Source organism: Lelliottia nimipressuralis (assembly GCF_041464075.1).
In the GTDB taxonomy this organism is placed as follows: Bacteria; Pseudomonadota; Gammaproteobacteria; order Enterobacterales; family Enterobacteriaceae; genus Enterobacter; species Enterobacter nimipressuralis.
Window position 1 is genome coordinate 2,180,296 of sequence record NZ_CP167172.1, and the last position, 16,242, is coordinate 2,196,537.

The following is a 16,242-nucleotide window of genomic DNA, read 5'->3' on the forward strand; positions in this document are numbered from 1 at the left end:
CAGATATTATTGCTCAGGCAAGTATAAGTCAACCGAATGTATCCGCCGATGCCACGATTTGCTAAAACGTTTCATGAACTTTTTTTGAGTCCTTTTAAATCATAAACATAACGCAGGGTTATCGTAATTCAGCGGAAAACACTGCTTACGTTGTCTGCGTGGCTGTGTCAGGCCATTTCACCGTATACTGTCAGTGTTGATTATGGATAAGGACGACGACGCACTATGGTGGAATTAATTCAGGCAATAGGACTTGGGCTGGTGGTGCTGTTGCCGCTGGCGAACCCGTTAACAACCGTGGCGTTGTTTTTAGGGCTGGCGGGCAACATGAACAGCGCCGAACGTAACCACCAGTCGTTGATGGCGTCGGTGTATGTTTTCATCATTATGATGGTGGCGTATTACGCCGGACAGGTGGTGATGAACACGTTCGGGATTTCGATTCCCGGGTTACGAATTGCAGGGGGCTTAATCGTCGCCTTTATCGGTTTCCGCATGCTGTTCCCGGCGCATAAAGCCCATGAATCGCCGGAAGCCAAAAGTAAATCGGAAGAGATGGAGTCTGAGCCTTCCGCTAATATCGCATTTGTACCGCTCGCCATGCCAAGCACGGCAGGGCCAGGGACGATAGCGATGATCATCAGCTCCGCGTCAACGGTACGTGACGGCACGACCTTCTCCGCGTGGGTCGTCATGGTGGCGCCACCGCTGATCTTTGCCATTATCGGCGTCATTTTGTGGGGATGTTTGCGCAGTTCCGGCGCGATCATGCGTTGGGTGGGTAAAGGCGGTATCGAGGCGATTTCTCGTCTGATGGGCTTCCTGCTCGTCTGTATGGGTGTGCAGTTTATTATTAACGGCGTATTGGAAATTATTAAGACCTACCACTAACACAGCCGGGCCTACACAATCTGTAGGCCCGGGCAATTGCTACTCTCTTCGGCAAAAATCACCCGTGATGTGTCTGTTCTTCCAGCGCCACCGGCCACTTGCGGAAGATCAGAATCGACCAGATCAACGCCGCCAGCGCCGGAATCGCCCCCAGATAGCCAATCGCTGACATAGAAAAATGCAGGCTGATCTGATTTCCCACCAGCGCACCCGCGCCGATGCCTAGATTGAAGATCCCGGAGAAGAGCGACATCGCTACATCGGTGGCATCCGGTGCCAGCGCCAGGACTTTAACCTGCATACCGAGGCCGATAATCATCATCGCCACGCCCCAGCAAATACTCAGTATCGCCAGATTTGTTTCGCTACCTGCCGCCGGCATCAGCAACACCAGACACAGCATCAGGGCACCGATAGCGCCGCTCACCAGCAGCGACGCGTGCTGATTGCCCAGTTTGCCAAACAGGATACTGCCGATAATGCCAGCCCCGCCGAGGAGCAGCAGAAGCACCGTTGCAAAATTAGCGCTAAAGCCCGCGACAACCTGCACAAAAGGTTCAATATAGCTGTAGGCCGTGTAGTGGGCGGTAACGACAATGACCGTCAACAGATAAATACTCATCAGCGCTGGGCGGCGGAACAGCACCGGCAGGCTTTTAAGCGAGCCAGAGTGTTCACTCGGTAATTTCGGCAGGAGTTTGATCAGGCACAGCAGGGTGATTAATGCGCCCATACCGATGGCAAAGAAGGTGGTTCTCCAGCCGAAATACTGCCCGACGATGCGCCCGATAGGCAGGCCGAGCACCATCGCCAGCGCGGTGCCGGTCGCCAGCAGGCTCAGCGCCTGCGCGCGTTTACCTGCAGGTGCCAGTCGAATGGCCAGCGAGGCGGTAATCGACCAGAAAATGGCGTGAGCGAACGCAATACCGATGCGGCTTATCACCAGCACGGTAAAGTTCCAGGCGAGGAACGACAGCACATGGCTGGCGATAAACAGCACAAACAGGCCAATCAACAGCTTGCGTCGCTCCATCTGGCTGGTCAGCAGCATAAACGGCAGGGACATCAGCGCTACCACCCACGCGTAGATGGTCAGCATGATCCCGACCTGCGCAGTTTCCATCTGGAAACTTTGAGCGATATCGGAAAGCAGACCCACGGGAACAAATTCCGTGGTATTGAATATAAACGCGGCAATGGCAAGCGTGACCACACGTAGCCACGCGACCTTGCGTGAAACTGTGTTCGAAGGCATAAGATTTGGGGTTCGTTGCTGAAAAGATGAGAGGGCGATCTTAAAGCCTTAACTGGCTAAAAGACAATCATTATGTGATGCAGATCTCAATATTTTGCTTATACGTCCTGTAGCGAAGGGCGTTGTTTTCCTTGAATATAAAGAACAGCACAATAAAAACAGGCGGTACGACGATGCAAGAAATTGATTTTTATCTGGTGGATGCCTTCAGCGATAAAGCCTTTGGTGGCAACGCCGCCGCAGTGTGTCCGCTGGAGGAGTGGCTTCCGGACGAGACGTTGCTCAGCATGGCGAAGCAACATAATCAGTCGGAGACGGCGTTCTTCGTGCGTACGGACGAGGGTTTTGAGCTGCGCTGGTTTACGACACTTGATGAGATTGATCTGTGCGGGCATGCCACGCTGGCGGCGTCGCATGTGATCTTCGAATATCTCGACTATCCGCATACGGAAATTACCTTCACTACCCGTTTTGTCGGCAAACTGACCGTGAAGCGCAACGGCGACTGGCTGACGCTCAACTTCCCGGCCTGGGCCAGTGAGGCCGTCGATAATCCTCCGGCGCTGCTGTTTTACTCCCTTGGGATCACCAGCGCGAAAGAGGTTCGCGTGGCGCGAGACTATATGGTGGTGCTGGAAAACCAGCAGCAGGTTGAGTCCATCAGCCCGGATATCTCATCCATGATCCCGCTCGACAAAATGGTCTGCATTACGGCGCCCGGCGACGAAGCGGATTTCGTCAGCCGCTTCTTCTGCCCTGGTGAAGGCGTGCCAGAAGATCCGGTGACGGGCTCCACCCACAGTATGCTGATTCCCTACTGGAGCGAAAAGCTCGGCAAAACGCAGATGCAGGCGCGCCAGGTGTCGGCGAGAGGCGGGGATCTGCGCTGTGAGCTGCTGGGCGACCGGGTGCTGATTGGCGGGCAAGCCACGCTGTATCTCAAAGGAAAAATCTTCCTGCGCCAGTAGTCTCCGTTTTTACGTCTACATGCCCGCAGCCTGCGGGCATGCTGCCAGTAGGGGGAGATGTTATCGCGGTTTAAATACAATGACTGTATATAATTACAGTGCCCCGCATTTTTGGCACCCTTTTTCAGGTAATCCTCAAACGAGGTACAGAGATAAGTTAAAAGTATGAACACCTGAACCGAGGTGGCAGCTATGTTGATAACAAACAACAAAAGGAGCCTGCCATGTATTCCATTACCTCTGAATCTGCCTCTCATCCGGATATTCTGGCGCTGATCGCCGCCCTGGACAGCTATCAAACTGAGCTTTACCCGGCGGAAAGCAACCATCTGGTCGATCTCACCCAGCTGGCGGCGGGGTCGCTTTTAATGATGGTGATCCGTGATAACCAGCTGAATGCCGTGGGCTGCGGGGCGATCGTGCTCAACGGCGACGGCAGCGGGGAGATGAAACGGGTGTACATCGATCCCACCCATCGCGGACAAAGGCTTGGGGAAAAACTGCTGGCGGCGCTGGAAGACGAAGCCCTGAGCCGCCACTGCCACACGTTACGCCTCGAAACCGGTATCAAGCAGCACGCGGCTATTCAGCTGTATGAGCGCTGCGGTTATCAGGCGCGCCCGGCGTTTCCGCCCTACGACGAAGATCCGCTAAGCCTGTTTATGGAGAAGGTGCTGGTGGCTGACGTTCGTTTAGCAGTGCTATAAACGCTTCCAGCTGACGCGTCATTGCGCCGCGTCGCCATACCAGCCAGGTCGTGAGCCAGCGCCAGTTTTCCGCCAGCGGCCACGCCTCCACCTGAAGATGCCCCGGCATGCTCTCCAGCATCGAGCGGGGCATCAGCGCAATACCTGCACCCGCAATCACACAGGCCAGCATACCGTGGTACGACTCCATCTCATGGATCCGCCCCGGCGTGGCGCGATCTGCGTGAAACCAGCTCTCCAGATGCCGTCTATAGGAGCAGTTGGCGCGAAACGCGTACACGTCCCGACCGCTCACCTGCGTGGCGCGCGACACCTTTTCATGCCCGGCGGCGGCAACCAGCATCATCTCTTCCTGATAGACCGGCATCCCGTCCAGCTCCGGATGCGAGAGCGGCCCGTCGACAAACGCCGCGCTCAACGTGCCCTCCAGTACGCCATCGATCATCGTGCCGGAAGGTCCGGTGGACAGGGCGAACTGAATGCGCGGATAGCGCTGGTTAAACTGCGCCAGGGATTCAGGAATCCTCACCGCGGCAGTGCTCTCCAGCGCCCCCAGAGCGAACAGCCCCTGCGGTTCATCCCCGGCGACCACCATCCGCGCCTCTTCGACCAGGGCGAGGATCTGCTTGCTGTAGCGCAGAAAGTTATGCCCGGCGGGTGAGAGGCGCAAACGCTGGTTTTCACGGATAAACAGCTCAACGCCAAGATCCGCCTCCAGCTGTCGGATTCGGGTGGTCAGGTTGGACGGCACACGATGCACCTTTTGCGCTGCCTGGGTGATGCTCCCGGTCTGCGCGACGGCGTTAAACATTTCGAGCTGAGTTAAATCCATGGCATTCTCTTTTCGTGAATAAGTGAGTCAGTATTATTCATTTTTAAGAAATAGCAGAGTGAGCCACAATCAATCAACCCTTATTACGTGGAGAAGACTATGACTCATTCACCGGCTACCCATGCGCTGTCAATTAATCCGGCTAACGGCGAAACCCTCGCGGCCTATCCATGGGCCACCGCGGCCGACGTAGAGCAGGCAATCGCGCTGGCGGATCGCGGTTTCTGTCAGTGGCGCAATGAAAGCGTTACTCACCGGGCGCAGAAACTGCGCGATCTTGCTACCGCACTGCGGGCGCGCGCAGAAGAGATGGCGCAAATGATGTCCCGTGAGATGGGTAAACCTATTTTGCAGGCACGCGCCGAAGTGACGAAATCTGCCGGTCTGTGCGACTGGTACGCCGAGCACGGCCCGGCGATGCTGGCTGCGGAACCGACGCAGGTTGAAAATCAAAAAGCGGTGATCGAGTATCGCCCGCTGGGACCGGTGCTGGCGGTGATGCCGTGGAACTTCCCGCTGTGGCAGGTGCTGCGCGGGGCGGTACCGATTCTGCTCGCCGGTAACACCTATCTGCTGAAACACGCGCCGAACGTTCTGGGGTCGGCGACGCTTATCGGCGAGATGTTCGCGGATGCCGGTTTTGCGCCAGGGGTGTTTGGCTGGGTCAACGCCACGAACGACGGCGTCAGCCAGGCGATTAACGATCGGCGCATCGCTGCGATTACCGTCACCGGGAGCGTACGTGCCGGGGCGGCGATTGGCGCACAGGCGGCTGCGGCCCTCAAAAAATGCGTGCTGGAGCTGGGTGGGTCCGATCCCTTTATTGTGCTGAACGATGCGGATCTGGATCTGGCCGTGAAAGCGGCCGTTGCCGGGCGCTATCAGAATACCGGACAGGTGTGCGCGGCCGCCAAACGCTTTATCGTCGAAGAGGGCATCGCAGAGCAGTTTACCGAACGCTTTGTTGCGGCCGCTGCGGCCCTGAAAATAGGCGCGCCCGATAACGAAGAGAACTATCTGGGGCCGATGGCGCGGTTCGATCTGCGTGATGAACTGCATCAGCAGGTACAGGCGACGCTTAACGAGGGCGCAACGCTTTTACTCGGCGGAGAGAAAGTGGCCGGTGCGGGGAATTACTATCCGGCGACCGTATTAGGCAACGTTACCCCAGAGATGACCGCGTTTCGTCAGGAGCTGTTCGGCCCGGTCGCCGCGATCACCGTGGCGAAAAACGCGGAACATGCCCTGATGCTTGCAAACGACAGTGATTTTGGTCTGTCGGCGACGGTGTTTACCGCCGATGCGCAACGTGCCGAGGCGTTTGCTCGCCAGCTGGAGTGCGGCGGGGTGTTCATCAATGGCTTCAGTGCCAGCGATGCGCGCGTGGCCTTTGGCGGCGTGAAGAAGAGCGGCTTTGGCCGTGAGTTATCTCACTTCGGTTTGCATGAGTTCTGCAATATCCAGACCGTATGGAAAGACCGCGTGTAGGTATTATTAAACTTGCTTAAAAGGCCTTCACCGCGAAGGCCTTTGTCATTTTTGTATCATGGTTCTGTCATTTGCGTTTCGTAGACTCCCACGTGTCTAACGTACTGTTACAGAAGAATATTATGAACCTAACGCAAATTTTTAGCCGTATTGCGAAGCGTCAGTTTGGTCTGCTGGCGGGCATCTTTTGTATTATCGGGCTTTTCTCCGCCCTGCAGCTCTCCTCGTCAATTCTCCTGACCGCCTCGCTTCGTGATGCCCAGCGCAATGAACAACAAAATCAGCTGACGCAACAGCAGCAAAGTAAACTGGATCTGGCGCGTGTCTCCCTGCTGGCGGCAAGCGATCTGCTCAATCGTTCGGGCGTCTATTTTATGCAGGATAAAGAGACCGGCTCTGAAGGGAGCTGGAACAGCCTGATGGATGAAGCACAAAAGGCGCTTAATGCTTCCCGGGAGGCGTGGAAGGGCTGGCTGACGCTGAATCCCCCCAAAGACGAGGCGCTGATTAATAGCTATCAGTTATTCTACGGCGCCATCAATGAGCAGGCGGAAGGGCTGGTAAAGACCCATTCCATTGACGCCTTTTTTGCCGTCCCCGCCCAGGCGTTTCAGACCGACTTTAATGATAACTACGCGCGCTATCAGCAGCTGAGCGAGCAACGAGCAGGAGAAGGGCGCCAGTCGCTGATGGATCGCCTCGCTGATTTGCAGTCGCTGTTCCTGCTGGCGCCAGTGGTCCTGCTACTGATTGCGGTGGCGGTGTGGTTTGGCATGTCGCGCTGGGTGATTGCCCCGCTGCGCAGGCTTATCGCTCATATCAACCAGCTTGCCGCCGGAGATCTCTCGGGTGCCGCGCCGGCTGTAAACAGTTTTAACCGCGAAATCGGGCAGTTGAGCGCCAGTATTAGCACCATGCAGCGCGGATTACAGCAGCTGGTGACGCAGGTGAGTGAAGCCACAACCGCAATGGTGGAAAACATCGGCGAACTGGCGGAAGGCAATCAAAAGCTGTATCAGCAATCCGCGCGGCAGGCCCAGGAGCTGAGCGACGTGACGGCGCACATCGCCACGCTGGAAACCCACGTGGAGGGCAATACCGGGTACGCGAAGCTCGCCAGCTCGCGTGCGGATGAAGCGCGTAAGACGGCGGCGGGGGGCGATATCATGATGTCGACCGTTAATGCTTCCATGCAGGCGATCGTAGAACGATCGTCAGAGATGCGCGGGATCGTCTCGATGATCGACAGCGTGGCGTTTCAGACAAACATTCTGGCGCTGAACGCCGCTATTGAAGCCGCCCATGCGGGCAATCAGGGGCGAGGGTTTGCGGTTGTCGCGCGTGAGGTGGGATTGCTGGCGAGAAAAAGCAGTCACTCGACGCAAACCATTCAGGAGCTGATTAATCATTCGTTACAGGGAATTGAAGACGGGTCGAAAGCGGTGGTGAAGCTTGAGAACAACCTGCAGCAGGTGACCGGGCTGGTGGCAAATCTGAGCGGTCTGCTTGACGATATTTCTGCCGCCACGATGAGTCAGGGGGAGAGTATTCATCATATGACGCGCCAGCTGCAGGCGCTGAATCAGGTGTCGCAACAGACGGATGTACTGGTGACCACCGCCTCCCAGGCGTCGCGTCGCTTACACGATGAGTCGTATTTACTGATGCAGGCGGTTTCGCGTTTTCGTCTTCCCGCCTGACGCGACACATTCGCCTCTGTTATACTCGCAGCCCGTTTTTGGCCTCCAGGCAAGGAGCAACATGTGGCTGCGGTCATTGATAATCAGATGCTGGAAGAGATTCTGGCGCAGGTTCGTCCGTTAATCGGGCAGGGGAAGGTTGCCGATTACATTCCGGCGCTGGCGTGCGTCAGTGGCAATAAGCTGGGTATCGCCATTTGCACCGTGAAAGGTGAGCTTTATCAGGCCGGCGACGCCGCCGAGCGCTTTTCGATTCAGTCGATCTCCAAAGTGTTAAGCCTGGTTGCGGCGATGCGTCAGTATGACGAAGACGAGATCTGGCAGCGGGTGGGGAAAGATCCTTCCGGTCAGCCATTTAACTCACTGCTCCAGCTGGAAATCGAACAGGGCAAACCGCGCAATCCTTTTATCAACGCCGGTGCGCTGGTGGTTTGCGACATGCTGCAAAGCCGTCTTAGCGCGCCGCGTCAGCGGATGCTGGAGATTGTGCGCCAGCTGAGCGGCGTTTCGGATCTGAGTTACGACGCTAACGTTGCTCGCTCTGAGTTTGAACATTCGGCGCGAAACGCCGCCATCGCCTGGCTGATGAAGTCTTTCGGTAATTTCCACAACGATGTGGCTACCGTGCTGCAAAACTATTTCCACTACTGCGCGCTGAAAATGAGCTGCGTGGAACTCGCGCGTACTTTCCTGTTTCTGGCTGACCAGGGCTTCTCCTCGCTGCATAATCAGGCAGTTGTGACGCCGATGCAGGCGCGTCAAGTCAATGCGCTGATGGCGACAAGCGGGATGTATCAGAACGCTGGAGAATTTGCCTGGCGCGTCGGGCTGCCCGCTAAATCAGGCGTCGGCGGCGGGGTGGTGGCGATTGTCCCGCACGAAATGGCGATTGCGGTCTGGAGCCCGGAGCTGGATGACGCCGGGAACTCGTTGGCAGGCGTGGCGGTGCTGGAGAAACTCACCCAGCGGCTGGGGCGGTCCGTCTACTGATGAACACCCTTGACGATCTGTTTGCCCGGCTGGGACGTTCAACGTTTCGTTCTCGCTTCAAACTGGGGGCGAAAGAGCGGCAGTACTGCTGGGACAAAGGGGCGGAAACTATCGATCAACACGCCGCGGATTTTGTTGCCCGTCGTCTGGCGGCGGCCATGCCCGTCAACGACGGCAAGCAGACTCCGATGCGCGGGCATCCGGTCTTTATCGCCCAGCATGCTACGGCAACCTGCTGTCGCGGTTGTCTCGCTAAATGGCACCATATTCCCCAGGGCGAGGCGTTAAACGCCGATCAGCAACGTTACATTGTGACGGTCATCCACCACTGGCTGGTGCTGCAAATGAACGCCCAACCTTGATGGGTTATGCATGCCGGCTATGTATGTTATAGATACGTGCTAATCTTTTATTATTCTGCTGATGACCGCGAAATAATTGCGCTAAGCAATTATATGGATTGATATTTGATGCCTTCTTCTTTGACATCCTTTAAGCCTTTTCTGCCCGATAATCCGCTTCGCAATGCGGTCGGTATTTTTATTCTGACCACGCTGTTCTATTTTATTGGCGCGGAACTGCGTCTGGTGGAAGCGCTATCACTGTTCTGGCCGCTTAATGGCGTGATGGCCGGGGTGTTTGCCCGTTACGCATATCTCAATCGCCTGCACTATTACGCGGTGTCCTATGTCGCGATGCTGATGTATGACGCGGTGACCACCAACTGGGGGATGGCCTCGGTGGTGATCAACCTCTCCAATATGGTGTTTATCGTGACCGTGGCGCTGCTGGTGACGCGGGACAGACGTCGGGGCCGCACGGTTCCGGACCCGATCAATGCCTTACGTTTGTTTAACTTTTGCCTTATCGCCGCGCTGCTGTGCGCGCTGGTGGGGGCGATGGGTTCCGTCGGGATCGACAGTCAAACCTTCTGGCCGCTGTTTGCCGACTGGTTTAGCGAGCAGTTCTCGACCGGCGTGCTGATTCTGCCGTGCCTGTTGACCGTTAAAATCCCTGAGATCAAGAACCCGGTGCGGGTAGAACACTTTATGCCCGTGGTGGCGCTGATCGTCTCTGTCCTGGCCTCGGTGGTGATCGGCGGGGCGGGCAGCCTGGCCTTTCCGCTGCCGGCGCTGATCTGGTGTGCGGTGCGTTATTCGCTTCCCGCGACCTGTCTGCTGACCTTTGTCACCGGCGGGGTGGAGATCATCCTGGTGGCGAACTCGATTATTAATATTGCCGTGGCGACGCCGCTTTCGACGCCGATGATGTTCTCTGCGCGTCTGGGCATCGCGACCATGGCAATTTGCCCGGTGATGGTCTCCGTGAGCGTGGCGGCGATTAACTCTCTGATTCATCAGGTGTCATTGCGCGCCGATTATGACTTCCTGACGCGCGTCTATTCGCGCTCAGGTTTGTATGAAGCGCTGAAACACGAAGAGTCCCATCGTCATCCCCGTTTTCTGACCGTGATGCTGCTCGATATCGACTACTTCAAAAGCATTAATGACAACTATGGTCATGAGTGTGGCGATCGGGTGCTGGCCTCTTTCGCCGGGCAGGTGCAGCAGGTGGTGGGCGAGGACGGGCTGGTGGCGCGCATGGGCGGGGAAGAGTTTGCGGTCGTGGCCAATACCGTTGATGCCCGTCAGGGCGTTGAGCTGGCAGAACGTATCAGAGAATCTGTTGCTTCGCATCCCTTCAGCTGGGGTCAGCACACGCTGTTTTTGACGGTGAGTATTGGGCTTGGGAGTGCGAAAGCAGAATCCTGGCAGCTCACGGAGGTCTTTAATAAGCTGTTAGCCGAAGCCGACGAGTATCTCTATCGTTCGAAAAAAGCTGGGCGAAATCGTACCAGTGCGCGTCATCCAGACGATCTGCGCGTCGTCGAACCGCAAAAAAGTACGGAACAGATGTAAACGTATCCATCCCAGGCAGAATGCGGCCCTGATGTTATCACTTTGCTGATAAATTGCTTGCTACGTATTTTTAAGCTCAATAAGATACCGGTGATAACACATCGGAAAAATCGCGTAATGAACGGAACTGATAAACTGAGTAAAAACCATCGCTTACCAGGGAGTCGTTTTGTTAAACGTATGTATCTGATGCGTATCCTGGGCACTTTTCTCTGCTTTATTCCTATTCTTTCTGTCCTGATTGAACATCAACGTTCAGTATGGCTAATGCTTTTGCTGGCGCTAAACGCGTTTGTCTGGCCGACCGTCGCCTGGCTGCGCGCCAGTCGGTCTTCTACGCCGCTGGCCGCAGAGCATCAAAATCTGGTGATCGATGCGGGGGCAGGAGGGTTCTGGATCGCGATGATGGCCGTGAATCCGCTGCCCTCGGTGGTGATTGCTACGATCCTGCTGGCCGATCGCCTGTCCGCAGGCGGGTTTGCCCTGATGAAGCGCGCGGCGATAGCCATGCTGGCGGTGTTTCTCGCTGCCTGGCTGTTGCAGGGCATGGCGATTATTATCACTGTTTCGCAACAGACCATGTTTGCCACCTTGCCCCTGATTGCCATCTACATCATTGCGCTTAGCGTGCTGACGGACAGTATTGCCATTCGTCTGCGGATCAAATCCCGCGAGCTGGAGCGGATCGCGATGATGGATCCGCTGCTGGATATCGCGAACCGACGCCTGCTGGAAAAGCGCATCGAACACGAGCTGAATAAACTTCAGCAGGCCTGCCGGGAATCGGCGCTGATGTTCATTGATATCGATAATTTTAAAGAAGTGAACGATCGTTTCGGGCATAAAGTCGGGGATGCGTTGCTCGCCTCGGTCTCGGAGATTTTACACATTGCCACACGTCAGACAGACACCCCGGCGCGGCTGGGCGGCGATGAGTTTGTGATCCTGCTTCCGGATACCAGCATCGATGAGGCGCACGTGGTGGCGTCGCGGATCATGGAGGCCGCCGCCATTATGCAAGATGTGGCGCATGAAACCGTCAATTGCACCCTCAGTATTGGCATCGCGGGGGCGACCCGCGAGATGTCAAACGTAACGGACTGGCTGCAGGCGGCGGACACCGCCCTTTACCAGGCTAAGCGCGGCGGTAAAAATCGAATTTTTGCGCACTGACAAGTCGTTTCTTTAGGCTAAGCTATTAAAAAGCTGCGTGTCAGGAGACATCATGAAAGCGCCCGCGATCCCTGCCAATGAATCAGACCGTCTGCTGTCCCTGCGTGATTCCAGGCTTTTGGAGTCGAACAACCATCAACCCTACGATCGCATCACCCGGCTGGCAAAACGCCTGTTTGCCGTGCCGGTGGCGAGGGTGAACCTGATCGACGAACGCTCGCTGGTGGCGCTCTCTTTAGACAATGCCATGGCCGCCGTTCTGCCGCGCAATCTCTCTTTCTGTGGGCATACGCTGTTTAACAATGCACCGCTGGTGGTGTCTGACCCGCGCCATGATCCCCGTTTTGCCGATAATCCGCTGGTAAAAGGCCAGCCTGGCGTACGTTTTTATGCCGGGTATCCGCTGCGTCTGCCCGACGGCGCTATCGTCGGCACGCTGTGTTTGATGGACTATTCCCCCCGCGATTTTGTTGCGGCCGATCTTAACGCCCTGAGCGACCTGGCAGCGCTGGCGGAAGACGAGTTCGCCGCCGCCTGTGCGGCGACGACGGATGAACTGACGGGGCTGTTTAACCGGCGTGGATTTAATCAGTTAGCGGCGTTTGCCTTATCCGGTGCCCGGCGTCGTGCAGAGCCATTGACGCTCGCCTGGATGGATCTGGACCGCTTCAGACAAATCAACGAACGTTACGGGCAGGCTGTAGGCGATGCGGCGCTGAAAGCCATGACCGAGCTGATGCGCACCTCATTCCGTGAGGCGGATCTGCTGGTGCGTTACGGTAGCGATGAATTCGCGGTTCTGTTTGCCGATACGGATGAGCAGGGGGCCTGGATTGCAATGCAGTATCTCAATGAGCAGGTCGCGGAATACAACCAGCGTGGGCTGTATCCCTGGAGCCTGACATTCTCCTGGGGAGTCTGTGAATTCGACCATCAGCAGGATGATTTGCAGCGCTGGCTACAGACCGCTCACGACAAAATCCTCGCCATGAAACAGCGATACAGTGCAGACAGCGGGCATAATAAAAGCCTATGAACGGCGCGCTTGCGTTAAATAATTGTTAAAGGCAATCTGAGGCGGTCTTTTCACAAGGAAATCCCATGACCGCCTCTCTGCACATTCACACCCTTTCACGTGACGATATTCTCTCGCATCTCGACTCACTGGCTGACATCCTCGAAAACTGCGTTAACGGTGGGGCGTCGGTGAGTTTTATGCTGCCTTTTTCGGCTGAAAAAGCGCGTCAGTTCTGGCTCGGCGTGGCGGAAAGCGTGGCCCGCCGGGAGCGCACCGTGCTGGCCTGTCGCGACGAAGGTGGCGAATTTTTGGGTACCGTGCAGCTCATTACCGATCAACCAGAGAACCAGCCGCACCGCGCGGATGTAGCCAAGCTGCTGGTCCACGAAAAAGCCCGCCGTCGTGGTGTGGCGATGCTATTAATGGAAGCCCTGGAAGCAGTGGCGGTGGAAGAGGGTAAAACCGTGCTGGTACTGGATACGGCTTCGGGCAGCGGCGCTGAGACGTTCTATCAGCGTGCGGGCTGGCAAAAGGTGGGTGAGATCCCGCGCTACGCCCTGATGCCGGACGGCGAAATGACGGCGACATCGGTGTTCTATAAGTTTTTATAATATTTTTCACAATTGCTTTATGAATTGATCAAAACAGGGTTTCATGGTCGAAAAGTTTGATAAGTTATTGGACCAATCTTATCGGGCTGTATGACTAATTAAAAAAGGAACCCCTTGTGAACACACTCAATCGTCGTGATTTTCCCGGTGCTCTCTATCCTGAACGTATCATCCAGTTTGGTGAAGGTAACTTTTTACGTGCGTTCATCGACTGGCAGATCGACCTGCTAAATGAGCACACCGATCTGAATTCCGGGGTGGTGATTGTTCGTCCTATCCAGAGCGATTTCCCGCCTTCACTGAGCACTCAGGATGGTCTGTACACCACGATCATTCGCGGCCTGAATGAGAAGGGCGAGGCTGTGAGCGATGCGCGTCTGATCCGCTCCGTGAATCGCGAAATCAGTGTTTACAGCCAGTACGACGAATTCCTTAAACTCGCACACAATCCGGAAATGCGCTTTGTGTTCTCCAACACCACCGAAGCGGGCATCAGCTATCACGCTGAGGACAAATTCGACGATGCGCCTGCCGTGAGCTATCCGGCAAAACTCACCCGTTTACTGTTTGAGCGTTTCAGCCATTTCAACGGCGCGGCCGACAAAGGCTGGGTGATTATTCCGTGCGAACTGATTGATTATAACGGCGATGCGCTGCGTGAACTGGTGCTGAAATATGCCCAGGAGTGGGCGCTGCCAGCGGCATTCACCCAGTGGCTGGTTGATGCCAACAGTTTCTGCTCCACCCTCGTGGACAGAATTGTAACCGGCTACCCGCGTGACGAAGTGGCTGCGCTTGAAACGGAACTGGGCTACCACGATGGCTTCCTCGATACCGCTGAACACTTCTATCTGTTTGTGATTCAGGGGCCTAAATCTCTGGCCGCCGAACTGCGCCTCGATAAATTCCCGCTTAACGTCCTGATTGTGGACGACATCAAACCGTATAAAGAGCGCAAGGTCGCAATCCTTAACGGCGCGCACACGGCACTGGTTCCGGTGGCCTTCCAGGCGGGGCTGGACACGGTCGGCGACGCGATGAACGACGAAGAAATCTGCGCATTTGTGGAAAAGGCCATCTACCAGGAGATCATCCCGGTGCTGGATTTACCAAAAGATGAGCTGGAATCCTTCGCCAGCGCGGTGACAGGGCGTTTCCGTAACCCGTACATCAAACACCAGCTGCTGTCGATTGCCCTGAACGGGATGACAAAATACCGCACCCGTATCCTGCCGCAGCTGCTGGCAGGCCAGAAGGCGACCGGGAAATTACCTGCGCGTCTCACCTTTGCGCTGGCCGCGTTGATCGCGTTTTATCGTGCAGAGCGTGAGGGTGAAAACTATCCGGTACAGGACGATCTGCACTGGCTGGAGCGCTATCAGCAGCTGTGGGCACAGCATCATGACAAGCAGATCAGCACCAGCGAACTGGTGAAAGCGGTTCTCAGCGTGAGCGATCACTGGGAGCAGGATCTGACGAAAGTGAGCGGATTGGTAGAACAGGTTACGCTCGATCTGGATGCGATTCTTCTGAAGGGGATGCGCGCGGCAGTCAAACCGCTGTGCTAATCCTCTCGCCCGGCTCCGGCCGGGTTTTATTTAAAGCATCATTAGTTACAACATACTAGATGTTCCCTTTTTTTATTACACACTTCAGCATCGTGCGCTTTTTGTCTCGCAGTTAAAAAGGGGCAGCAATCCTGTAACAAGCTTGCAACCGTGACGGCGATCACGTTTAATAGTCGCGCTCTTTATTGACCTGAAGCTGACTATGATTGTTCGTCCTCAACAGCACTGGCTGCGCCTGATTTTTGTCTGGCACGGCTCCGTCCTGTCTAAAATCTTTACCCGGTTGTTCCTTAACTTCCTGTTATCCATCGCTGTTATCGTGATGTTACCCTGGTACTCCTCCCTTGGGATCAAACTGACCGTTGCGCCGTTCAGCATTCTCGGCGTGGCGATCGCTATCTTCCTCGGGTTTCGCAATAACGCCTGTTATTCGCGCTACGTTGAGGCTCGCCAGCTTTGGGGGCAACTGATGATAGCGTCACGCTCGCTATTTCGCGAGGTGAAAAACACGCTCCCGGACGATCCGCATCTCAGCGAGTTTGTGCGTCTGCAGATCGCCTTCGCCCATTGCCTGCGCATGACGCTCAGACGCCAGCCGCAGGCAGAGCAGCTTTCACGCTATCTTTCTGCGTCACATTTACGCGCGGTGATGGATTCAAACTCGCCGTCGAACCGTATTTTGCTGATTATGGGCGAGTGGCTGGCGGTACGCCGTCGGGAAGGGCAGCTGTCAGATATTCTGTTCCACAGCCTCAACAATCGTCTTAACGACATGTCCGTGGTGTTAGCCGGGTGCGAGCGGATTGCCAATACGCCGGTGCCGTTTGCCTACACCCTGATTCTGCACCGCACGGTCTATCTGTTCTGCATCATGCTGCCGTTCGCCCTGGTGGTCGATCTGCACTACATGACGCCGTTTGTCTCGGTGCTGATCTCTTACACCTTTATCTCCCTCGATGCGCTGGCTGAAGAGCTGGAAGAGCCCTTCGGCGTGGAAAATAACGACCTGCCGCTGGATGCCATCTGCAATGCGATGGAGATCGACCTGCTGCAAATGAACGATGAGCCGGAAATCCCCGCCCGCGTGTTACCGGACAAGCATTACCAGCTCACGTAATGAAT

Annotated in this window: 15 protein-coding genes; 13 read left to right on the forward strand and 2 right to left on the reverse strand. The window is 55.9% G+C overall.

Annotated features, from left to right (window positions below):
- The first annotated feature begins 225 nt into the window (after positions 1–225).
- On the forward strand, positions 226–891 hold the full coding sequence (locus tag ACB496_RS10255; protein WP_100780182.1) for a MarC family NAAT transporter: 666 nt from the start codon (positions 226–228) through the stop codon (positions 889–891).
- A gap of 58 nt (positions 892–949) precedes the next feature.
- Here ACB496_RS10255 and ACB496_RS10260 read toward each other — a convergent pair whose 3' ends face one another.
- A complete protein-coding gene (locus ACB496_RS10260) occupies positions 950–2,146 on the reverse strand; it encodes a sugar transporter (RefSeq protein ID WP_107703584.1) in 1,197 nt (398 codons plus the stop codon).
- 173 nt (positions 2,147–2,319) lie between these two features.
- On the opposite strand from ACB496_RS10260, the gene ACB496_RS10265 reads away from it, so the two are divergent.
- On the forward strand, positions 2,320–3,114 hold the full coding sequence (locus tag ACB496_RS10265; protein ID WP_312069057.1) for a PhzF family phenazine biosynthesis protein: 795 nt from the start codon (positions 2,320–2,322) through the stop codon (positions 3,112–3,114).
- 224 nt (positions 3,115–3,338) lie between these two features.
- Entirely contained in the window at positions 3,339–3,821 is a 483-nt protein-coding gene (locus ACB496_RS10270; RefSeq protein ID WP_102103711.1) for a GNAT family N-acetyltransferase, read from the forward strand.
- On the opposite strand, the gene ptrR is transcribed toward ACB496_RS10270, so the two are convergent.
- A complete protein-coding gene (ptrR, locus tag ACB496_RS10275) occupies positions 3,775–4,653 on the reverse strand; it encodes a putrescine utilization regulator PtrR (RefSeq protein WP_371975115.1) in 879 nt (292 codons plus the stop codon). The genes ACB496_RS10270 and ptrR overlap by 47 nt on opposite strands.
- 99 nt (positions 4,654–4,752) lie before the next feature.
- On the opposite strand from ptrR, the gene sad reads away from it, so the two are divergent.
- The 10 genes from sad (at position 4,753) to ACB496_RS10325 (ending at position 16,237) form a co-directional block, all read left to right on the forward strand.
- On the forward strand, positions 4,753–6,141 hold the full coding sequence (sad, locus tag ACB496_RS10280) for a succinate-semialdehyde dehydrogenase (RefSeq protein WP_371975116.1): 1,389 nt from the start codon (positions 4,753–4,755) through the stop codon (positions 6,139–6,141).
- A gap of 122 nt (positions 6,142–6,263) precedes the next feature.
- Positions 6,264–7,841 carry a methyl-accepting chemotaxis protein gene (locus ACB496_RS10285; RefSeq protein ID WP_371975117.1) on the forward strand — a complete coding sequence of 526 codons (1,578 nt, stop codon included), beginning with the start codon at positions 6,264–6,266 and terminating at the stop codon, positions 7,839–7,841.
- Between the two features lie 87 nt (positions 7,842–7,928).
- The gene (gene glsB / locus ACB496_RS10290) at positions 7,929–8,831 is read left to right on the forward strand and encodes a glutaminase B (RefSeq protein WP_371975222.1); all 903 of its coding nucleotides are present in this window, start codon (positions 7,929–7,931) and stop codon (positions 8,829–8,831) included.
- Positions 8,831–9,193, forward strand: a complete 363-nt coding sequence (locus tag ACB496_RS10295) for a DUF4186 domain-containing protein (RefSeq protein ID WP_100780174.1) — start codon at positions 8,831–8,833, stop codon at positions 9,191–9,193. Before glsB ends, ACB496_RS10295 begins: the two co-directional genes overlap by 1 nt.
- Positions 9,194–9,301: 108 nt before the next feature.
- Positions 9,302–10,750, forward strand: coding sequence for a diguanylate cyclase (locus ACB496_RS10300; RefSeq protein WP_371975118.1), 1,449 nt, complete (start codon positions 9,302–9,304; stop codon positions 10,748–10,750).
- A 180-nt stretch (positions 10,751–10,930) separates the two neighbouring features.
- Positions 10,931–11,923, forward strand: coding sequence for a diguanylate cyclase (locus ACB496_RS10305; RefSeq protein WP_107704269.1), 993 nt, complete (start codon positions 10,931–10,933; stop codon positions 11,921–11,923).
- Positions 11,924–11,975: 52 nt separating this feature from the next.
- Complete coding sequence (locus tag ACB496_RS10310) at positions 11,976–12,959, forward strand: sensor domain-containing diguanylate cyclase (protein WP_371975119.1); 984 nt, start codon at positions 11,976–11,978, stop codon at positions 12,957–12,959.
- Positions 12,960–13,024: 65 nt separating this feature from the next.
- On the forward strand, positions 13,025–13,552 hold the full coding sequence (locus ACB496_RS10315) for an N-acetyltransferase family protein (RefSeq protein WP_371975120.1): 528 nt from the start codon (positions 13,025–13,027) through the stop codon (positions 13,550–13,552).
- 116 nt (positions 13,553–13,668) lie between these two features.
- Positions 13,669–15,120 carry a tagaturonate reductase gene (locus ACB496_RS10320; RefSeq protein ID WP_371975121.1) on the forward strand — a complete coding sequence of 484 codons (1,452 nt, stop codon included), beginning with the start codon at positions 13,669–13,671 and terminating at the stop codon, positions 15,118–15,120.
- Positions 15,121–15,322: 202 nt separating this feature from the next.
- Positions 15,323–16,237 carry a bestrophin family protein gene (locus tag ACB496_RS10325; protein ID WP_100780169.1) on the forward strand — a complete coding sequence of 305 codons (915 nt, stop codon included), beginning with the start codon at positions 15,323–15,325 and terminating at the stop codon, positions 16,235–16,237.
- The last annotated feature ends 5 nt before the right edge of the window (positions 16,238–16,242 follow it).